Genomic DNA, 15,718 nt, shown 5'->3' on the forward strand with positions numbered 1-15,718 from the left:
TTTCCTTATTTCTTCGATCTCAACACGGATAAATAATCCTGCACAGCTTGATTATGTGCTTGCAAGTCTGCCGTAAATTTATGTCCACCATTACCAGTCGCTACGAAATAGATGTTATTTGAATCATCTGGATGTAACGCCGCTTCAATTGCTTTTTGGCTTGGCAAAGCAATTGGAGTCGGCGGTAAACCATTAATGGTATAAGTATTATATGGTGTTGGAGTACGCAGGTCTTCTCGGGTAATGTTGCCTTTATAGTTATTACCCATTCCGTAAATAACAGTTGGATCTGTTTGTAAACGCATACCGAGTTTTAAACGGCGAACAAAAACGCCAGAAACTTGTGTAAGTTCACTGTCTAAACTCGTTTCTTTCTCAACAATAGAAGCCATAATTAATGCTTCATATTTATCTTTATAAGGTAAATTTGGCGCGCGATTTGCCCAAGCTGTATCTAAAGCTTTTATTTGGCGATGATATAAATCGGTAAGAATTTTCTTGTCAGTCTCGCCTTTGGCAAAGAAATAAGTATTCGGTGCGAACAAGCCTTCTGGATGATCGTAAGGAATCCCAAGCGCTTTCATAAGCTGATCATTAGGTAAATCTAATATTGTATTTTTTACGTTTTTATCATTTTTGAGTGCAGTAATAAGCTGCTTAAAAGTTGTACCTTCAATCACCAAAACACGGTTCATCTGAGCATTATCCGCATCAGATAACATCTCTAATACTTGTCTTACACTCATCCCTTGTTCAATTTCATACACACCAGCTTTCATGCTGTCATGAATCATAAACTTTTGATAAAGCTTCAATACGATAGGAAAGCTAATTTTGCCTTCTTTGGCCAAACGATCAATAAAACCAGAATAAGTTTCTCCAGATGTAATCGATAACATCTGTTTTTTTCCTTCAACAGGATAAGCCTTAAACAAGCTTGACCATAAAATGGCAAACGTAAAGATTAAAACAATAAAAAGGCCAATTAGAACCAATCGCTTAGAAAATTTTGGAGCTTGTTTTTTATTATTTTTCTTGGCGTTTTTTGCTTTCGCATTCACAGGTGGCTTCGGCATATTAATGAATCTGATTTAAGTTAAGGATATGAAATAAATCTATGCATGCCTGTGTATCTAGCGTTTTCTCGCCTAAATGAGTAACCACTCGCATAGGGTTTAAAGCATTACAGAAGAATAGACTTTGTATTTCAGATACTTCATCTAATTCAATCACACGTACTTCACAGGCAATACCATGGTGCTGCATACGCGCCAGAATTTCTGCTCGCATTACACCGTGGACGCCATTATAGCGAAGTTCAGGAGTAATCCATCTATCATTTAAACGAATAAAACAATTACTACTGACCCCTTCAACAATATAACCTTGTACATCAGTAACTAATGCTTCAGCCCACCCGAGTTGATCTGCTTCTTTTTTTAGCAATACTTGTTCAAGGCGGTTTAAAGATTTAAGCCCCACTAAGCTCGGCATGGTTAAACCTAGAGCCTGATTTAAAACACCGCACTGGATAGAGTCAGGCACAAACGGCTCTATAGCTTTTGGATAAAACCAGATATAAATATCGGCCTCATGTTTCGGCAAACTATAACCTCGGTCACCTTCACCACGACTAATTACAATTTTTAAAGTGCCGTTGAGCACAAGGTTCTGCTTTTGTAGTTGCTGTAAACTCAGTTCGATTAATTCAAAATTTACAGTTAAAGACAGTTTTTGACATGCAAGTTTTAGACGTTGCAAGTGCCTTTCTTTAAGCTCAATCTGATTTTGAAAAACACGAATTGTGGTAAAGCATCCATCTCCATAATGAAAGGCTCTATCTAATAAAGGAATAGTCTCAACGGGTTGCCCATTTTTAAAACACCACATGTTTGCTCCATCCTTTGCTAAAAGCCGCACACCAATACAACACCTTTCATTTAAATAATAAATGATTGATTTTAAAAAATTATACCGATTTCGTATCTGCTTTTGAAACTTGTTATATATCAAGATTTAAGAATAGTTTATCTCTTTTTATTATTTCTATTTTTTTCATATTAAATTCGTTTTTTATTATTTTTTTAGAATAAAGACTAGCGCTATTCTGCGTTCATGTTTTGAACATTTCATATTTTTTGAGGACTTATCTCATGCGTTTTTCTCAATTAAAAGTCGGGGTTATCGCTGCACTTCTTTCTGTTTCGTCATTTGCAGCCCAAGAATTTTTAAACGTTTCTTACGATCCTACTCGTGAGCTATATACAGATTTCAACAAACAGTTCGGTACTTACTGGAAACAACGTACTGGTCAAGATATTGAGTTTAAACAATCACACGGCGGCTCTGGTAAACAGGCTCGTGCGGTTATCGATGGTTTAAATGCAGATGTAGTGACATTAGCACTTGCCGCAGATATCGATGAAATTGCTGAAAAAGCAAAACTACTTCCAATAGACTGGCAGAAAAAACTGCCACAAAACTCAACGCCATATACATCAACGATTGTGTTTTTAGTGCGTAAAGGCAATCCAAAGCAAATCAAAGACTGGGCTGATTTAATCAAACCAGGCGTAGAAATCATTACACCAAACCCAAAAACCTCTGGTGGTGCTCGTTGGAACTATCTTGCAGCTTGGGCTTGGGCAAAACATCAACCAGGTGGCAATGACGCGAAAGCACAAGAATACGTTCGCCAAATTTATAAACACACTAAAGTTCTAGACTCTGGTGCTCGCGGTGCGACGACTACTTTCGCTGAGCGTGGCATTGGTGATGTATTACTGGCTTGGGAAAATGAAGCTCATTTAGCTATTCGTGAACAGCCGGGCAAATTTGAAATTATTACTCCGTCTCTTTCGATCTTAGCTGAGCCTCCAGTTGCAATTGTGGAGAAGAATGCAGCTAAAAAAGGCAACTTAACGATTGCTAAAGGTTATCTCAACTATTTGTACTCACCTGCTGGTCAAGAAATTGCAGCACGTAATTTCTACCGTCCGCGTAACGCAGCTGTTCTTAAAAAATACAGCAATGTATTTAAGCCATTGAAGCTTGTAACAATCGACAAAGAGTTTGGTGGTTGGACAAAAGTACAAAAACAACACTTTGATAATGGTGGTGTTTTCGATCAAATCGTGAAAATCAATAGTGCAGAGAAGTAATTCTTTGCACTAAAGGTAAGGAGAACAGACATGATTCACACTGTAATTGTTCCGGGTGTAGGTGGCAGTGAACATCAGCATTGGCAATCTTGGTTGCAGCGTCAACTCGTGTCTAGTTCTCGTGTTGAGCAAAAAAACTGGGATAGACCTGTATTAAGCGAATGGGTTGAGCAATTCGTTAAAACAGTTCAAGCAGCTCAAGCTCCTGTTCAAATTGTTGCACATAGTTTTGGATGCTTAACGAGTGTAGCTGCTTTGGCTGAGCATCCAGAATTAAGAAGCCAAGTTAAGAAACTAATTTTAGTCGCTCCAGCGAATCCGACACGCTTTGGAGAAGCCGGGTTTGCTCGCCATAGCTTGACCGACTATAAAGATTATTTTCATCAGTTAAAAATTGATGTGCCTGCAACGCTACTCATTAGTGAAAATGATCCATGGCTCGGCTTTTTTGATGCTTTACAACTTGCAAAATCATGGAAGTTAAATCCCGTCAATCTTGGTGAAGTGGGCCATATTAATGTTGCCTCAGGTTTTGGGCCATTTCCGGATTTGCTGAACTATTTGATTCCAGAAGATTCGATGTGTAGTCACTCATCTATCGACCCGGTAAAAACACATTTCTCTTTGAAATTTGCTTAATACCAATCTTTATACCGCACTGTTTATCTTTATTTATTCGCTTACTGGTTTCAGCAGGCTTTTCTCTTTGAGGAAATATCATGTCGCAGCGATCCCGAGTGCTGCCTGGGTTTGGTCTATCTTTGGGCTTCACCCTCGCCTATGTATCTTTTATTGTGCTTATTCCATTAGCCGCAGTCTTTATCAAATCATTTGGAATCGGATGGGACGGATTATGGGAAATTCTAACGTCTGAACGTATTTTGAAATCACTTCAACTTAGCTTTAGCTCAGCATTAATCGCAGCATTTATTAATGTTGTGTTTGGTTTGCTTTTAGCTTGGTGCCTTGTTCGCTATAACTTTCCTGGAAAACGTTTGGTTGATGCCTTGGTCGATTTACCTTTTGCACTTCCAACAGCGGTTGCAGGTATTGCTCTCACTTCACTCTATGCACCTACTGGCTGGATAGGCCAATATCTGGAACCACTTGGTATTCAGGTTGCTTATACACCTATCGGGATTACGCTGGCATTGGTGTTTATCGGTATCCCCTTTATTGTAAGAACAGTTCAACCCGTACTCAGTGATATCGAAACTGAACTTGAGGAAGCAGCTTCAGCACTTGGTGCAAATCGTTGGCAGACCATTACTAAAATTATTTTACCAATCTTACTACCTGCCCTATTTACAGGCTTTGCTTTGGCATTTGCACGCGGCGTGGGTGAATATGGTTCAGTTATTTTCATTGCTGGCAATCAACCTTTTAAAACAGAGATTGCACCACTCATGATTATTTCTCGTCTTGAGGAATATGACTATGCAGGTGCAACCACTATTGCTGCTGTGATGTTAGTTCTCTCTTTTATTATTTTATTTGCCATTAATTTACTTCAAGTCTGGGCAAACCGTCGTACTGGGAGAAATATCACATGAATTTACATACCGACAGCAATGCGCTTGCCTTGAAGTTGCAATCTCGTGACGCGACACGTGAGCCGACTTGGGTGCGTTATACCTTAATTACCATTGCACTGATTTTCTTTCTCAGCTGCCTGATATTGCCACTTATTTTAGTTTTTGTAGAAGCATTTAAACAAGGCCTTGAAGTCTATGTTCAGGCTTTGATTGATCCAGATACATTATCAGCAGTGAAATTAACATTATTAACTGCAGCGATTGCTGTGCCGATTAACGTGATATTTGGTGTGGCTGCAGCTTGGGCGGTTTCTAAGTTCCAGTTTAAAGGGAAGGCTATTTTAACCACTATCATTGATATGCCTTTTTCGGTTTCACCCGTTATTGCTGGTTTAATGATTGTTCTTATTTTTGGTGCCCAAGGCTGGTTCGGCGGCTGGTTAATGGACCATGACATTAAGATCTTGTATGCAGTACCTGGAATTATTTTAGCAACTATTTTTATTACGGTTCCATTTGTGGCGCGTGAGTTAATTCCACTCATGGAAGCTCAGGGAACAGAGGAAGAAGAAGCAGCAATTGTACTCGGTGCATCAGGTTGGCAAACCTTTTGGAAGGTCACACTCCCTAACATTAAATGGGGTCTGATTTACGGCGTGGTTTTGTGTAATGCCCGTGCAATGGGTGAGTTTGGTGCAGTATCGGTGGTTTCTGGTCATATCCGTGGTGAAACCAATACCCTGCCACTTCATGTCGAAATTTTATATAACGAGTACACCTTTAGCGCAGCCTTTGCCGTGTCCTCACTGCTTGCCTTCTTAGCTCTTTTAACACTGATTTTAAAAACCTGGTTAGAGCTACATCAAGATAAACCAGAACCGCATTCAACTGATTCGTAAGGAATGAAATCATGAGTATTCAAGTTAAAAATATTGAAAAACACTTTGGTGCATTCCATGCGCTTAAGAATATTTCCCTAGACTTTCCGGAAGGTGAACTGGTTGCGTTACTTGGCCCATCTGGATGCGGTAAAACAACGCTACTCCGTATTATTGCAGGTCTAGAATCAGCCGATGGCGGTCAAGTGTTACTTGAAGGTGAAGATGCGACTAATGTACATGTACGTGAGCGTCAGGTTGGCTTTGTATTTCAGCACTATGCTTTATTCCGTCACATGACCGTATTTGACAATATTGCCTTTGGTTTACGTGTTCGCCCTCGTGCAACACGCCCTTCGGAAGCTGAAATTAAAAAGCGTGTTACTCGTTTACTTGATCTAGTTCAACTGGGCTTTTTAGCAGACCGCTACCCTGCCCAGCTTTCTGGCGGACAACGTCAGCGTATTGCTTTGGCCCGTGCTTTGGCAGTAGAACCTCGCGTATTATTGCTTGATGAACCATTTGGTGCTCTGGATGCCAAAGTTCGTAAAGAGTTACGTCGCTGGTTACGCAACTTACATGATGAATTGCATATTACTTCAATTTTCGTAACTCACGATCAGGAAGAAGCGCTTGAGGTGGCAGACCAGATTATTGTCATGAATAAAGGCAATGTCGAACAGATCGGCTCACCTCGTGAAGTCTACGAAAAACCTGCAACGCCGTTTGTATTTGATTTCTTGGGTCAGGCAAATCGATTTGAAGGTGAACATACGGAAGGTATTATCCGTATCGGTAATGACCGTATTCAATTACCAACACCAATTGAGGCGCCTCAAGGAAAAGTGATTGCTTTTGCCCGTCCAGATGAGTTACATATTCACTCGCAACCGCAAGCGAATACCATTGAAGCGACTTTTGTACGTGAAATCTGGATTGCTGGAAAAGTAGTGGCCGAATTACAAGACCGTAATGGACGTTTAATTGAAATTGCTCTGAGCAGTGAAGCTGCAAAACTACATGCATTTAAACCTAATCAAACTGTTTGGGTGAGCGCATCTCAATTGCACTTATTTGCAGACCAAGTTGCTTAAGAAATATATTTGGTGAGGAAATATCTTGCGGATCTTTAGACGCTCCTCACCTCTTTTGAGGAAAAGTGTAAATGAACTTTCAACAATTAAGAATTATCCGAGAAACAGTACGCCAAAACTTTAACTTGACGGAAGCATCGGCTGCACTCTACACATCTCAATCGGGTGTAAGTAAACACATCAAAGATTTAGAAGATGAATTAGGTGTTCAACTTTTCGTTCGTAAAGGTAAACGCCTTTTAGGTTTAACTGAACCAGGACAGTCACTTCTTAGCATTGTTGAACGCATGTTAGTGGATGCTGAAAATATTAAAAGACTTGCTGAAGATTTTAATAAGGTTGATGAAGGAACATTAACGATCGCAACTACGCATACTCAAGCGCGTTATGTATTGCCTCCAATCGTTAATCAATTTAAGAAATTATTTCCAAAAGTTCATTTGATTTTACAACAAGCTAGCCCTGTCGAAATTTCAGAAATGCTTTTACAAGGCGAAGCGGATATTGGAATTGCAACTGAGTCTTTAACGACTGAAGAAAATCTGGCTAGCATTCCTTACTATCAATGGCAGCACAGTATTATTACCCCGCAAAATCATCCTCTAGTACAGGCGGATAAGATCACTCTAGAACTTTTAGCAGAATATCCACTCATTACTTATCATGGTGGTTTTACAGGTCGATCTAAAATTGATAAAGCGTTTGAAGAAGCTCAACTCGATGCCGATATCGTAATGTCAGCTCTTGATGCCGATGTTATCAAAACCTATGTAGAACTCGGCATGGGTGTCGGTATTGTCAATGACGTGGCTTATGACACAGAACGTGATTATCGTTTAAAGCAAACCAAGACTGATATTTTTGGAGTTAATACAACGTGGATTGCGGTTCGCAAAGGCCACTTATTACGTGGTTATGGTTACGAATTTATTTCTTTATGCTCACCCGATGCGGATATTAAAGCACTTAAGAAAATTGCTTACCCAGACGAATAAAACTTAAAAATAAATAAAAGAGCTTTTTAGCTCTTTTATTTATTTTACTAAGTACAAAAAAACGAGCCGTAGCTCGTTTTTTCTTTTGTGATCTTACCAGTAAAAGTTCACACCAACTTTACCAACTGGCATCCATTGGTATTTATCGTCATTACGAATTTCATTTGCTTCTTTATCAACAGCATCTTGGGCAGATGTTGGGTTACCTGTTACAGGAGCAAGGTTATATTGAGTTAACTGAACTTGTGGGTTACCAGTATAGTAAGCACCTACCTCACCAAATACACCCCAGTTTTTATTGATTTTAGGTGCAAAACCAAAACCTAAGTATGGAGCAATATCATTCTTGTAAGACATTTTACCTCTTACACCGCCCTCTTGGCCTGCAACTGCTTGTTGATAGTTCTTACCATCAATTGATAAAGTTTCACCATTACCAATACGTTTAGCTAAGTCATAATCATTATCTAAATAAGCAGCACCCGCAGCTATATATAAGCCTTGAGCCCAACGGTTAGCACTTGCACCCCATGGACGAATCTCAGCATTTAAATAGATATTATTGTTATCCATATCTAGGTCATATTTAGTACCATTTACAGAAACATCATCTGTCCATGAAATGTCACCACCATTATAACCAAGAGCCAAACCTACATATGGGTTTGCTTGCCATAACAAAGCACCACCGTAACCAGTTGTACCTACCTCAGCACGTGCCCCCACAGGAATTAATTGGTTTTTATCAAATGCGTAGCTGTCATGAACAACGGCTTCATCTGCCATAGCAGCGCCAGCAGCGAATAAAGCTGTTGTAGTGACTAATACACGTAATGCTTTCATAGTTTTCTCCTCAAAAAGGCTCTGTTTTTAATTTATTCATCTTGTGACTGAAATCATAATAATGACAGCTTAGATTCTTTTTTATACAAAAAATGCTAGATTTCTGTTATTTTTTGATACAAATTGAGTTAAATTTTTATTTTCAAATCATTTTTGTGTAAAAAACACTTGATTATCTAATAAGCTTATTTCGATTTACCTCATTTATATCATCAATTAAACGTAACACGTTTTTTGAAAGATTCTTGTCACAAATTAGTGTAAAATCTTTAAAATTTTTTATGGAAGGAAGATCATGTCTCAGCTTTCTACAATCATTGAGCAAGCATTTGAAGACCGCGCAAATTTTACTGCAGCAGATTGTTCAAGCGAAATTCGCCAAGCTGTTGAAGAAGCAATTGCTGGTTTAGATAACGGTACACTTCGAGTTGCTGAAAAAATCAATGGTGAATGGGTTGTTCATCAATGGTTAAAAAAAGCTGTTTTATTATCATTTAAACTTAATGATAATAAACCAATCGAGTCATGTGATCTTCGTTTCTATGACAAAGTTGAAACTAAATTCTCTGGTTGGACTGAAGAGCAATTTAAAGCTGCAGGTGTTCGTGTTGTTCCTCCTGCTGTAGCACGTCGTGGTAGCTTCCAAGCTAAGAACGTGGTGTTAATGCCATCTTATGTCAACATTGGCGCTTATGTAGATGAAGGCACAATGGTTGATACATGGGCAACTGTAGGTTCATGTGCTCAAATCGGTAAAAATGTTCACTTGTCTGGTGGTGTAGGTATTGGTGGTGTTTTAGAACCATTACAAGCTAACCCAACTATTATTGAAGACAACTGCTTTATCGGTGCGCGTTCAGAAATCGTTGAAGGCGTTATCGTTGAAGAAGGCTCAGTAATTTCAATGGGCGTTTTCATTGGTCAATCAACTAAAATTTATGACCGCGAAACTGGTGAAATCCATTATGGTCGTGTACCAGCAGGTTCAGTTGTAGTTTCAGGCAGCTTGCCATCTAAATGTGGTACTTACAGCCTATATGCTGCGATCATCGTGAAAAAAGTTGATGCGCAAACGCGTGCCAAAACAAGCTTAAACGATTTGTTACGTGCTGACTAATTTGTTATAACTCTCTTGCGGAGCTTTAATCGCTCCCCATCTCTACGATCCCACTGATCGTAGAGATTTTATTTTTTATATAGTGTGGTATTTCTAGAATGGCTTCCTTACGTTCCTCTGCAATTCCTGTCTCAGACCCTGCGTCCGGTTTACGCATTACCGAGATTTTTTACTCGTTGCAGGGTGAAGCAAACGCCTCTGGCCTACCGACTGTATTCATTCGTCTAACGGGCTGTCCATTACGTTGTAGCTATTGCGATACCACTTATTCTTTTGAAGGTGGCGAACGTTTTTCACTTGAACATATCATTGAAACAGCCAAGCAGTATCAAACACCTTATATTTGTGTGACAGGTGGTGAACCTCTTGCTCAGCCAAACTGTTTGATTTTATTACAACGTTTATGTGAAGCAGGCTTTGACGTCTCTTTAGAAACCAGTGGCGCACTTGATGTGTCAAAAGTAGACTCTCGTGTTTCTAAAGTTCTTGATTTAAAAACTCCAACTTCTGGTGAGGAACATCGTAATCTCATCAGTAATCTTGACCATTTAACGCCACGTGACCAAATCAAATTTGTGATTTGCAATCGTGAAGATTATGAATGGTCAAAGCAACAAGTTGAAAAATATCAACTGCAGACAAAAGTCAGTACCGTTTGGTTCTCCCCTGCCTTTGCAGTTGAAAAAAGTGCTGTAGGCCTGCCACGTATAGCACGTGATCTGGCACAGTGGATACTTGATGATAAATTACCTGTTCGTTTCCAACTTCAGTTACATAAGCTGCTTTGGAACGATGAATCAGGTCGTTAATCACTCAATAAAATAAATCATTCCGAATATGGAGAAAAATATGCGCTCTCGTGCCATTGTTTTACTTTCAGGCGGCTTAGACTCAACCACTTGCCTAGCTTGGGCACAAGCGCGCTATGAATGTATTGCTATTAGTTTTATGTATGGTCAACGCTCAACCACTGAACTTGATGCTGCAAAAGCATTAGCTCAGCGTTCAGGTGTTGAACATCGTGTAATTAATATTGATCTAGCAAATTTAGGTGGATCAGCACTTACAGATCACAACATTGCAGTACCAGAACAGTTACAAGAAGGTATTCCTGTAACTTATGTACCAGCGCGTAACACTATTTTCCTCTCATATGCTCTAGCAGCAGCCGAAGTATTTAATGCTGAAGCTATCGTAATTGGTATTAATGCCGTTGATTATTCAGGATATCCTGACTGTCGTCCTGAATTTATTGATGCTTTTGCGAATATGGCCCGTTTAGCAACTAAAGCTGGCGTCGAAGGAAAACCACTTAAATTTGAAACACCCCTGTTACATTTATCCAAAGCGAATATCATACGTTTAGGGCTTGAACATGGCGTAGACTATAGTCAAACGGTATCTTGCTACCAAGCAGATGCTCAAGGACGTGCGTGTGGTAAATGTGACAGTTGCCGTTTGCGTAAAGAAGGCTTTATCGATGCCGGTGTTACCGATCCAACACGCTATATACCGTAATAAGTAGGTAAAATTTATGAAGTTGTTAAAATCAAATCTTATTCTTTCATCTTTATTCTCAGCAGCTGCACTTATGGCTGGTTCAGCTCAAGCAGCTGAAAACCCAGTTCAAGCGGCATATAAAAGCACTAACGTTAAAGGTGCATTAGTTAATGTTTGTAAAGAACAAACTGCTAAAGGCGGCAAGTTAAGCTCATCTGAAGTTAGCAAATTCTGTAGCTGTCAAGTTGAAGCACAAGGTAAAGTGACTGAAGCACAAAAATGGGAAATCCAAAGTGCAATCAATGCGAAGAAGAGCCCAAGTTCTCTAGGATTTGTACAACAACAAAACCGTGATCTTAAAGCATGTTTCGGTCCTCAGTTAACAACTAAGCTTGAAAAATTAACTGAAGAAGCTATGAAAGCAGCTCAACAACAAGCTCCTAAAAAATAAGATTTTAATGTTCCAAATTAAGCCTGCATTTATGCAGGCTTTTTTGTAGCTCTGTTAAAATAACAGCACTTTTAACCAATTCATTTAATGTAAGCCATGCAAGAACAATGGAAAACTAATGCTAACCATAAAAGGTCTATTGTCTCATTTAGTGGAGGCAAAGATAGTTCTCTAGCACTCTACCATGCAATGCAGACAGGCGAAGTGATTGGATTGATCGTAATGCTAGAAGAACAGGGCCAACGTTCTCGCTCACATGCCATGCCTCTTGATATTATTCAAACACAAGCAAAAGCAATCGGCTTGCCCGTATTTATGGCTTCATCAAGTTGGCATGACTATGAAGTAAAGTTTATTGAATTACTCAAACAAACAAAACAACAAGGAGCCGAGGTACTGGTTACAGGTGACCTTGATATGCCTGAACACGGCTGTTGGCATGATCGAGTAACGCAACAAGTAGGTCTTCAATTAGGAATGCCTCTTTGGCTACGTCCGCATCGTGAAGTTGTTGAAGAATTTATTCAACTTGGATTCCAGAGCATAGTGGTGACCGTAAACCTTAAACTCGGAATGAAGGAGGAGGATTTAGGTAAAACCTTAACCTTAGAATATATTCAAGAGCTTGAAAACCGTGGTATTGATCCATGTGGTGAGGGCGGTGAATTTCATACGACTGTGATTGATGGGCCAATTTTTAACAAAGCAATTCCTGTAAGAAAACTCAATATTGTTTATCATGAGGAATACGCTTTTTTACCACTTGAATTAGATCGAATTTAACTTTTAAAGGATAAGAAATGTCTGAGAATATTCAACTGCCAAATCAGGTGTTCCCTACTACACACGGCGAAGTGAACTTGACTGAAGTCGAAAATGAATGGCTAATCATTTACTTCTATCCTAAAGACTCAACACCAGGATGTACAACACAAGCAGTTGGTTTTTCTTGTTTGAAAGATCAATTTGAAGCTTTAGGTGCCCGCATTATCGGTGTTTCACGTGATTCAGTGAAAGCCCATCAAAATTTTACAGAGAAGCAGGCACTTACTATTGATCTGATTAGTGATAAAGAAGAAGTTCTTTGTCATCATTTTGATGTGATTAAAGAAAAGAATATGTATGGAAAAAAAGTAATGGGTATTGAACGTTCTACTTTTATTTTCCATAACAAAGAATTAGTGAAAAGCTACCGTAAAGTTAAGGCTGCTGGACATGCAGAACAAGTTCTAGAAGACCTAAAATCTCTGCAAACAGCTTAATAAATTCAACCAACAAAAAGCGAGTTTATACTCGCTTTTTTAGTGCAAAGCATTACCCAATAATTTGAGTTTAACGTATCATAAAAATATTAGAATAATTAGTTTAAGGCATTGATATGAGTTCACTCAAAACTTGCTCTTTACTGCCAGCCATTCTCTTTATTGGTGCATGTAGTGCAAATACATTAGCCATACCAACCGACACCGGCACATCACTTGCTCAAATTCAGATAACTTCAAAAGAAATAAGCTGCCAAGATTTGCAGAACCCAGCCTATCAACAAGCTGTACTTAAAAAAATTAACCAAATCCGTCAGCAATCACGCCAATGTGGTCGACAATATTTTTCTGCAACTAGACCAGTGATTTGGAGCAATAATTTATATAAAGGTGCATTTTCCCATAGTGAAGATATGGCAGCACATAATTTTCTCGGACATGTTGGCTCCACTGGCCTAGACTTAAAATCACGCTTAAAACTTTACAACACACTCGGTAAAGCCAATGGTGAAAATGTCGCTAGTGGACAGAAAACATTAGATGAAGTGATGTCTAGATGGCTATCGAGCCCCTTACATTGTAGTAACCTCATGAATCCCAAATTTACAACTTATGCAATTGCTTGTGCTTCTAATCAGTCAGCAAAACAAAAGAGCTATTGGACTCAACAATTTGGTACAAGTTAAAAGGAAAAAAGATGCAATCAGGTTCGATCACACCTATTTTAAGAATTTTTGATGTCGAGTTAGCTCAATCATTCTATCTTGAGTTCTTAGGCTTTCAGCTTGATTGGCAACACCAATTTGAAGAAAATTTCCCACTATATTTACAGATTTCTAAAGACGATTGCATTATCCATCTATCTGAGCATTTTGGAGATGCGAGTCCCCATAGTGCAATCCGTATTTATTGGGAACATATCTATGAGTTATACAGTGAACTAAGCCAAAAAGACTATAAATTCTCTAAGCCTCAAGTTGAAAAAACAGATTGGGAGACCCTTGAACTCTGTATCACAGATCCTTTTTCAAACCGAATTATTTTTTGGGCAGATGCTTAATCTATATTCACTTACTCAGAATCATCTAAATTAGAACGATCATCTTCTTTAAATCGTTGTTGTAGTTGTTGATAAATACGTGTTTTTTTAAACTCATCCAAAAATTGAATAGTTCCTATAGGGAAAAATTCTGTTTGGATTTCACCACGATAATAAGCTTCACGCATTGGAGTCGCTGAAATCGAGTCTTTTAGGCTATCGAGTTCGACCATGGTCCATTCTGGAAATAATCTTAAATAATAAGATGACTCATCCTTAAAGTGCCCTATTAGACCAATTTTTGAGTTTGGTTCAATCACACTATTTACTAAAGATTTGACCTGTTTTACCCACTTTTCATCATTATAAACATCTACTACATGTACAAAACGAATGCGTTTTTGTTCTTCTAATGAGAAATTTGACAAGATCATTTGCTCGCGCTCTACTGCTAAGAACGGATTTTTAATATTACGTTCCATTTGAGCAGAACCTAATGCCAAAATCACATAACGACTTTGTTGTAAGGCAATTTCAATTGTCTGCATATGAGCCAAATGAAATGGTTGAAAACGCCCTATAAAAACGAGATAGTCAAATTTATACATAATTAGATTTTCACTTTTTATGAACTCATCAGTTACCCGCATTACAGAAAATATGCGCCATAATGAGAACCTAAAAATTAACAACTTGGTTTAAAGCAAGGATAGTACGATGACACTTAGCTGTATTCAACAACCTCATCAACATTTACACGCAAATTTAGAAGGTGGCGTACTCACCTTAGCCATAAATCGTCCAGAAGCAAAAAATGCATTATACGGCGAACTTTATTTATGGATTGCTCAAGCTCTAGATGAAGCAGATCTCAATAAAGACGTCCGAGTGGTTGTTCTACGTGGTGTAGAGCAAGATTTTACCGCTGGTAATGATATGAAAGATTTTATGGGTTTTGTACAAAAGCCTAATGCAGGCCCAGCGGGTCAAGTTCCTCCATTCGTACTCCTTAAATCTGCTGCCAGATTATCAAAGCCGCTTATTGTTGCAGTAAAAGGTGTGGCAATTGGTATCGGTGTTACGATTTTATTACATGCAGATTTAGTATTTGCTGACAACACTGCCCTTTTCCAAATTCCATTTGTTAGCCTTGGCCTTTCTCCAGAAGGTGGTGCTAGCCAATTACTTATTCAACAAGCTGGCTATCATAAAGCAGCTGAGCTTCTATTTACTGCGAAAAAATTTAATGCAGAAACTGCAGTACAAGCAGGTTTAGTGAATGAAGTCGTTGAAGATGTTTATGCGACCGCTCAGGCAACTGCTCAACATTTAGCGACTTTACCGCTTGCATCGTTAAAGCAAACAAAAGCATTGATGAAGCATAATCTCGACCAAATTATCGAATGTATTGATCATGAAGCTGAAATCTTTATGCAGCGAGTTCAGTCCCCAGAAATGCTAGAGGCTGTACAAGCATTTATGCAGAAACGTAAACCAGATTTTTCACAGTTTAATTAAAATCAATTTCTATGATTTGAATAAACTCAAAGGCAGGCTCTTCGTAAGGATGGCTTGCCTTTAATGCTTTCGCTACAGCCTTTGCATTTTCTTCAATTACAATTGTTTCAACCCGCCACTCCTCCACTTGTTCAAGCTCACCCACCTCTCCAATATAAGGATCTGCACCTTTGACTGGTTTAAATTGCCCGATTCCTTTTACTTGCCATGCGCAGTGTTCGTAATTACCGATACCCCCCGCACCAGCAGAAAAAATAGCTTGTTTAGTCGACTCAAGATGTGAATCAGGCACGTAATAAATCAGCTTTAACATAAGTAGAATGAC

Annotated in this window: 20 protein-coding genes; 15 read left to right on the forward strand and 5 right to left on the reverse strand. The window is 38.9% G+C overall.

Annotation, left to right across the window (positions count from 1 at the left end; all coding sequences use genetic code 11):
• Nucleotides 1-5: 5 nt before the first annotated feature.
• Nucleotides 6-1,076, reverse strand: a complete 1,071-nt coding sequence (mltG, locus tag KTI79_RS04100; RefSeq protein WP_032053051.1) for an endolytic transglycosylase MltG — start codon at nt 1,074-1,076, stop codon at nt 6-8.
• Nucleotide 1,077: 1 nt separating this feature from the next.
• Complete coding sequence (gene pabC, locus KTI79_RS04105) at nt 1,078-1,890, reverse strand: aminodeoxychorismate lyase (protein WP_032053048.1); 813 nt, start codon at nt 1,888-1,890, stop codon at nt 1,078-1,080.
• A 263-nt stretch (nt 1,891-2,153) separates the two neighbouring features.
• Between pabC and KTI79_RS04110 the strand changes: the two genes are divergently transcribed.
• The 6 genes from KTI79_RS04110 (at nt 2,154) to KTI79_RS04135 (ending at nt 7,663) form a co-directional block, all read left to right on the forward strand.
• On the forward strand, nt 2,154-3,161 hold the full coding sequence (locus tag KTI79_RS04110; RefSeq protein WP_086376148.1) for a sulfate ABC transporter substrate-binding protein: 1,008 nt from the start codon (nt 2,154-2,156) through the stop codon (nt 3,159-3,161).
• A 30-nt stretch (nt 3,162-3,191) separates the two neighbouring features.
• Nucleotides 3,192-3,800 carry an RBBP9/YdeN family alpha/beta hydrolase gene (locus KTI79_RS04115; RefSeq protein WP_032053045.1) on the forward strand — a complete coding sequence of 203 codons (609 nt, stop codon included), beginning with the start codon at nt 3,192-3,194 and terminating at the stop codon, nt 3,798-3,800.
• An 80-nt stretch (nt 3,801-3,880) separates the two neighbouring features.
• Nucleotides 3,881-4,714 carry a sulfate ABC transporter permease subunit CysT gene (cysT, locus tag KTI79_RS04120; RefSeq protein ID WP_004790714.1) on the forward strand — a complete coding sequence of 278 codons (834 nt, stop codon included), beginning with the start codon at nt 3,881-3,883 and terminating at the stop codon, nt 4,712-4,714.
• Complete coding sequence (cysW, locus tag KTI79_RS04125) at nt 4,711-5,595, forward strand: sulfate ABC transporter permease subunit CysW (protein ID WP_086376149.1); 885 nt, start codon at nt 4,711-4,713, stop codon at nt 5,593-5,595. Before cysT ends, cysW begins: the two co-directional genes overlap by 4 nt.
• 11 nt (nt 5,596-5,606) lie before the next feature.
• Entirely contained in the window at nt 5,607-6,668 is a 1,062-nt protein-coding gene (locus KTI79_RS04130) for a sulfate/molybdate ABC transporter ATP-binding protein (RefSeq protein WP_032053039.1), read from the forward strand.
• A gap of 71 nt (nt 6,669-6,739) precedes the next feature.
• Nucleotides 6,740-7,663 (forward strand): CysB family HTH-type transcriptional regulator, encoded by a 924-nt coding sequence (locus KTI79_RS04135; RefSeq protein WP_016140277.1) that lies wholly within the window; start codon nt 6,740-6,742, stop codon nt 7,661-7,663.
• A 93-nt stretch (nt 7,664-7,756) separates the two neighbouring features.
• Here the strand turns inward: KTI79_RS04135 and carO are convergent, their stop codons facing one another.
• A complete protein-coding gene (gene carO / locus KTI79_RS04140; RefSeq protein ID WP_032035952.1) occupies nt 7,757-8,506 on the reverse strand; it encodes an ornithine uptake porin CarO type 1 in 750 nt (249 codons plus the stop codon).
• A 295-nt stretch (nt 8,507-8,801) separates the two neighbouring features.
• Here carO and dapD point away from each other — a divergent pair, with 295 nt between their 5' ends.
• From dapD to KTI79_RS04180, 8 genes are all read left to right on the forward strand, one after another.
• A complete protein-coding gene (gene dapD / locus KTI79_RS04145; RefSeq protein WP_016140275.1) occupies nt 8,802-9,623 on the forward strand; it encodes a 2,3,4,5-tetrahydropyridine-2,6-dicarboxylate N-succinyltransferase in 822 nt (273 codons plus the stop codon).
• A gap of 98 nt (nt 9,624-9,721) precedes the next feature.
• The gene (queE, locus tag KTI79_RS04150; protein WP_032053036.1) at nt 9,722-10,432 is read left to right on the forward strand and encodes a 7-carboxy-7-deazaguanine synthase QueE; all 711 of its coding nucleotides are present in this window, start codon (nt 9,722-9,724) and stop codon (nt 10,430-10,432) included.
• A 40-nt stretch (nt 10,433-10,472) separates the two neighbouring features.
• Nucleotides 10,473-11,141 carry a 7-cyano-7-deazaguanine synthase QueC gene (gene queC, locus KTI79_RS04155; RefSeq protein ID WP_032053034.1) on the forward strand — a complete coding sequence of 223 codons (669 nt, stop codon included), beginning with the start codon at nt 10,473-10,475 and terminating at the stop codon, nt 11,139-11,141.
• 16 nt (nt 11,142-11,157) lie between these two features.
• Nucleotides 11,158-11,574, forward strand: coding sequence for a hypothetical protein (locus KTI79_RS04160; RefSeq protein ID WP_057106513.1), 417 nt, complete (start codon nt 11,158-11,160; stop codon nt 11,572-11,574).
• Between the two features lie 96 nt (nt 11,575-11,670).
• Nucleotides 11,671-12,357 carry a diphthine--ammonia ligase gene (locus KTI79_RS04165; protein WP_086376150.1) on the forward strand — a complete coding sequence of 229 codons (687 nt, stop codon included), beginning with the start codon at nt 11,671-11,673 and terminating at the stop codon, nt 12,355-12,357.
• A gap of 17 nt (nt 12,358-12,374) precedes the next feature.
• Nucleotides 12,375-12,836, forward strand: coding sequence for a peroxiredoxin (locus KTI79_RS04170; protein WP_032053028.1), 462 nt, complete (start codon nt 12,375-12,377; stop codon nt 12,834-12,836).
• Nucleotides 12,837-12,952: 116 nt separating this feature from the next.
• Nucleotides 12,953-13,522, forward strand: coding sequence for a CAP domain-containing protein (locus KTI79_RS04175; protein WP_032053026.1), 570 nt, complete (start codon nt 12,953-12,955; stop codon nt 13,520-13,522).
• 11 nt (nt 13,523-13,533) lie between these two features.
• Nucleotides 13,534-13,896: a glyoxalase superfamily protein gene (locus tag KTI79_RS04180; RefSeq protein ID WP_032053025.1), complete on the forward strand. Its 363-nt coding sequence runs from the start codon at nt 13,534-13,536 to the stop codon at nt 13,894-13,896.
• An 11-nt stretch (nt 13,897-13,907) separates the two neighbouring features.
• Here the strand turns inward: KTI79_RS04180 and KTI79_RS04185 are convergent, their stop codons facing one another.
• Nucleotides 13,908-14,483, reverse strand: coding sequence for a nicotinate-nicotinamide nucleotide adenylyltransferase (locus tag KTI79_RS04185; protein ID WP_079284091.1), 576 nt, complete (start codon nt 14,481-14,483; stop codon nt 13,908-13,910).
• A 109-nt stretch (nt 14,484-14,592) separates the two neighbouring features.
• Here KTI79_RS04185 and KTI79_RS04190 point away from each other — a divergent pair, with 109 nt between their 5' ends.
• Nucleotides 14,593-15,393, forward strand: coding sequence for an enoyl-CoA hydratase (locus KTI79_RS04190; protein ID WP_032053023.1), 801 nt, complete (start codon nt 14,593-14,595; stop codon nt 15,391-15,393).
• On the opposite strand, the gene KTI79_RS04195 is transcribed toward KTI79_RS04190, so the two are convergent.
• Entirely contained in the window at nt 15,386-15,706 is a 321-nt protein-coding gene (locus tag KTI79_RS04195; RefSeq protein WP_032053022.1) for an NGG1p interacting factor 3 protein, NIF3, read from the reverse strand. The two genes, KTI79_RS04190 and KTI79_RS04195, sit on opposite strands and share 8 nt — an antisense overlap.
• Nucleotides 15,707-15,718 lie beyond the last annotated feature (12 nt).

This window comes from Acinetobacter sp. WU_MDCI_Abxd143 (assembly GCF_025514195.1).
Lineage (GTDB): Bacteria > Pseudomonadota > Gammaproteobacteria > Pseudomonadales > Moraxellaceae > Acinetobacter > Acinetobacter pittii_H.

Coding starts and splice junctions, on each gene's coding strand:
- mltG (WP_032053051.1), bottom strand. CDS start 1,076: ATGCCGAAGCCACCTGTGAATGCGAAAGCAAAAAACGCCAAGAAAAAT.
- pabC (WP_032053048.1), bottom strand. CDS start 1,890: ATGTGGTGTTTTAAAAATGGGCAACCCGTTGAGACTATTCCTTTATTA.
- KTI79_RS04110 (WP_086376148.1), top strand. CDS start 2,154: ATGCGTTTTTCTCAATTAAAAGTCGGGGTTATCGCTGCACTTCTTTCT.
- KTI79_RS04115 (WP_032053045.1), top strand. CDS start 3,192: ATGATTCACACTGTAATTGTTCCGGGTGTAGGTGGCAGTGAACATCAG.
- cysT (WP_004790714.1), top strand. CDS start 3,881: ATGTCGCAGCGATCCCGAGTGCTGCCTGGGTTTGGTCTATCTTTGGGC.
- cysW (WP_086376149.1), top strand. CDS start 4,711: ATGAATTTACATACCGACAGCAATGCGCTTGCCTTGAAGTTGCAATCT.
- KTI79_RS04130 (WP_032053039.1), top strand. CDS start 5,607: ATGAGTATTCAAGTTAAAAATATTGAAAAACACTTTGGTGCATTCCAT.
- KTI79_RS04135 (WP_016140277.1), top strand. CDS start 6,740: ATGAACTTTCAACAATTAAGAATTATCCGAGAAACAGTACGCCAAAAC.
- carO (WP_032035952.1), bottom strand. CDS start 8,506: ATGAAAGCATTACGTGTATTAGTCACTACAACAGCTTTATTCGCTGCT.
- dapD (WP_016140275.1), top strand. CDS start 8,802: ATGTCTCAGCTTTCTACAATCATTGAGCAAGCATTTGAAGACCGCGCA.
- queE (WP_032053036.1), top strand. CDS start 9,722: ATGGCTTCCTTACGTTCCTCTGCAATTCCTGTCTCAGACCCTGCGTCC.
- queC (WP_032053034.1), top strand. CDS start 10,473: ATGCGCTCTCGTGCCATTGTTTTACTTTCAGGCGGCTTAGACTCAACC.
- KTI79_RS04160 (WP_057106513.1), top strand. CDS start 11,158: ATGAAGTTGTTAAAATCAAATCTTATTCTTTCATCTTTATTCTCAGCA.
- KTI79_RS04165 (WP_086376150.1), top strand. CDS start 11,671: ATGCAAGAACAATGGAAAACTAATGCTAACCATAAAAGGTCTATTGTC.
- KTI79_RS04170 (WP_032053028.1), top strand. CDS start 12,375: ATGTCTGAGAATATTCAACTGCCAAATCAGGTGTTCCCTACTACACAC.
- KTI79_RS04175 (WP_032053026.1), top strand. CDS start 12,953: ATGAGTTCACTCAAAACTTGCTCTTTACTGCCAGCCATTCTCTTTATT.
- KTI79_RS04180 (WP_032053025.1), top strand. CDS start 13,534: ATGCAATCAGGTTCGATCACACCTATTTTAAGAATTTTTGATGTCGAG.
- KTI79_RS04185 (WP_079284091.1), bottom strand. CDS start 14,483: ATGTATAAATTTGACTATCTCGTTTTTATAGGGCGTTTTCAACCATTT.
- KTI79_RS04190 (WP_032053023.1), top strand. CDS start 14,593: ATGACACTTAGCTGTATTCAACAACCTCATCAACATTTACACGCAAAT.
- KTI79_RS04195 (WP_032053022.1), bottom strand. CDS start 15,706: ATGTTAAAGCTGATTTATTACGTGCCTGATTCACATCTTGAGTCGACT.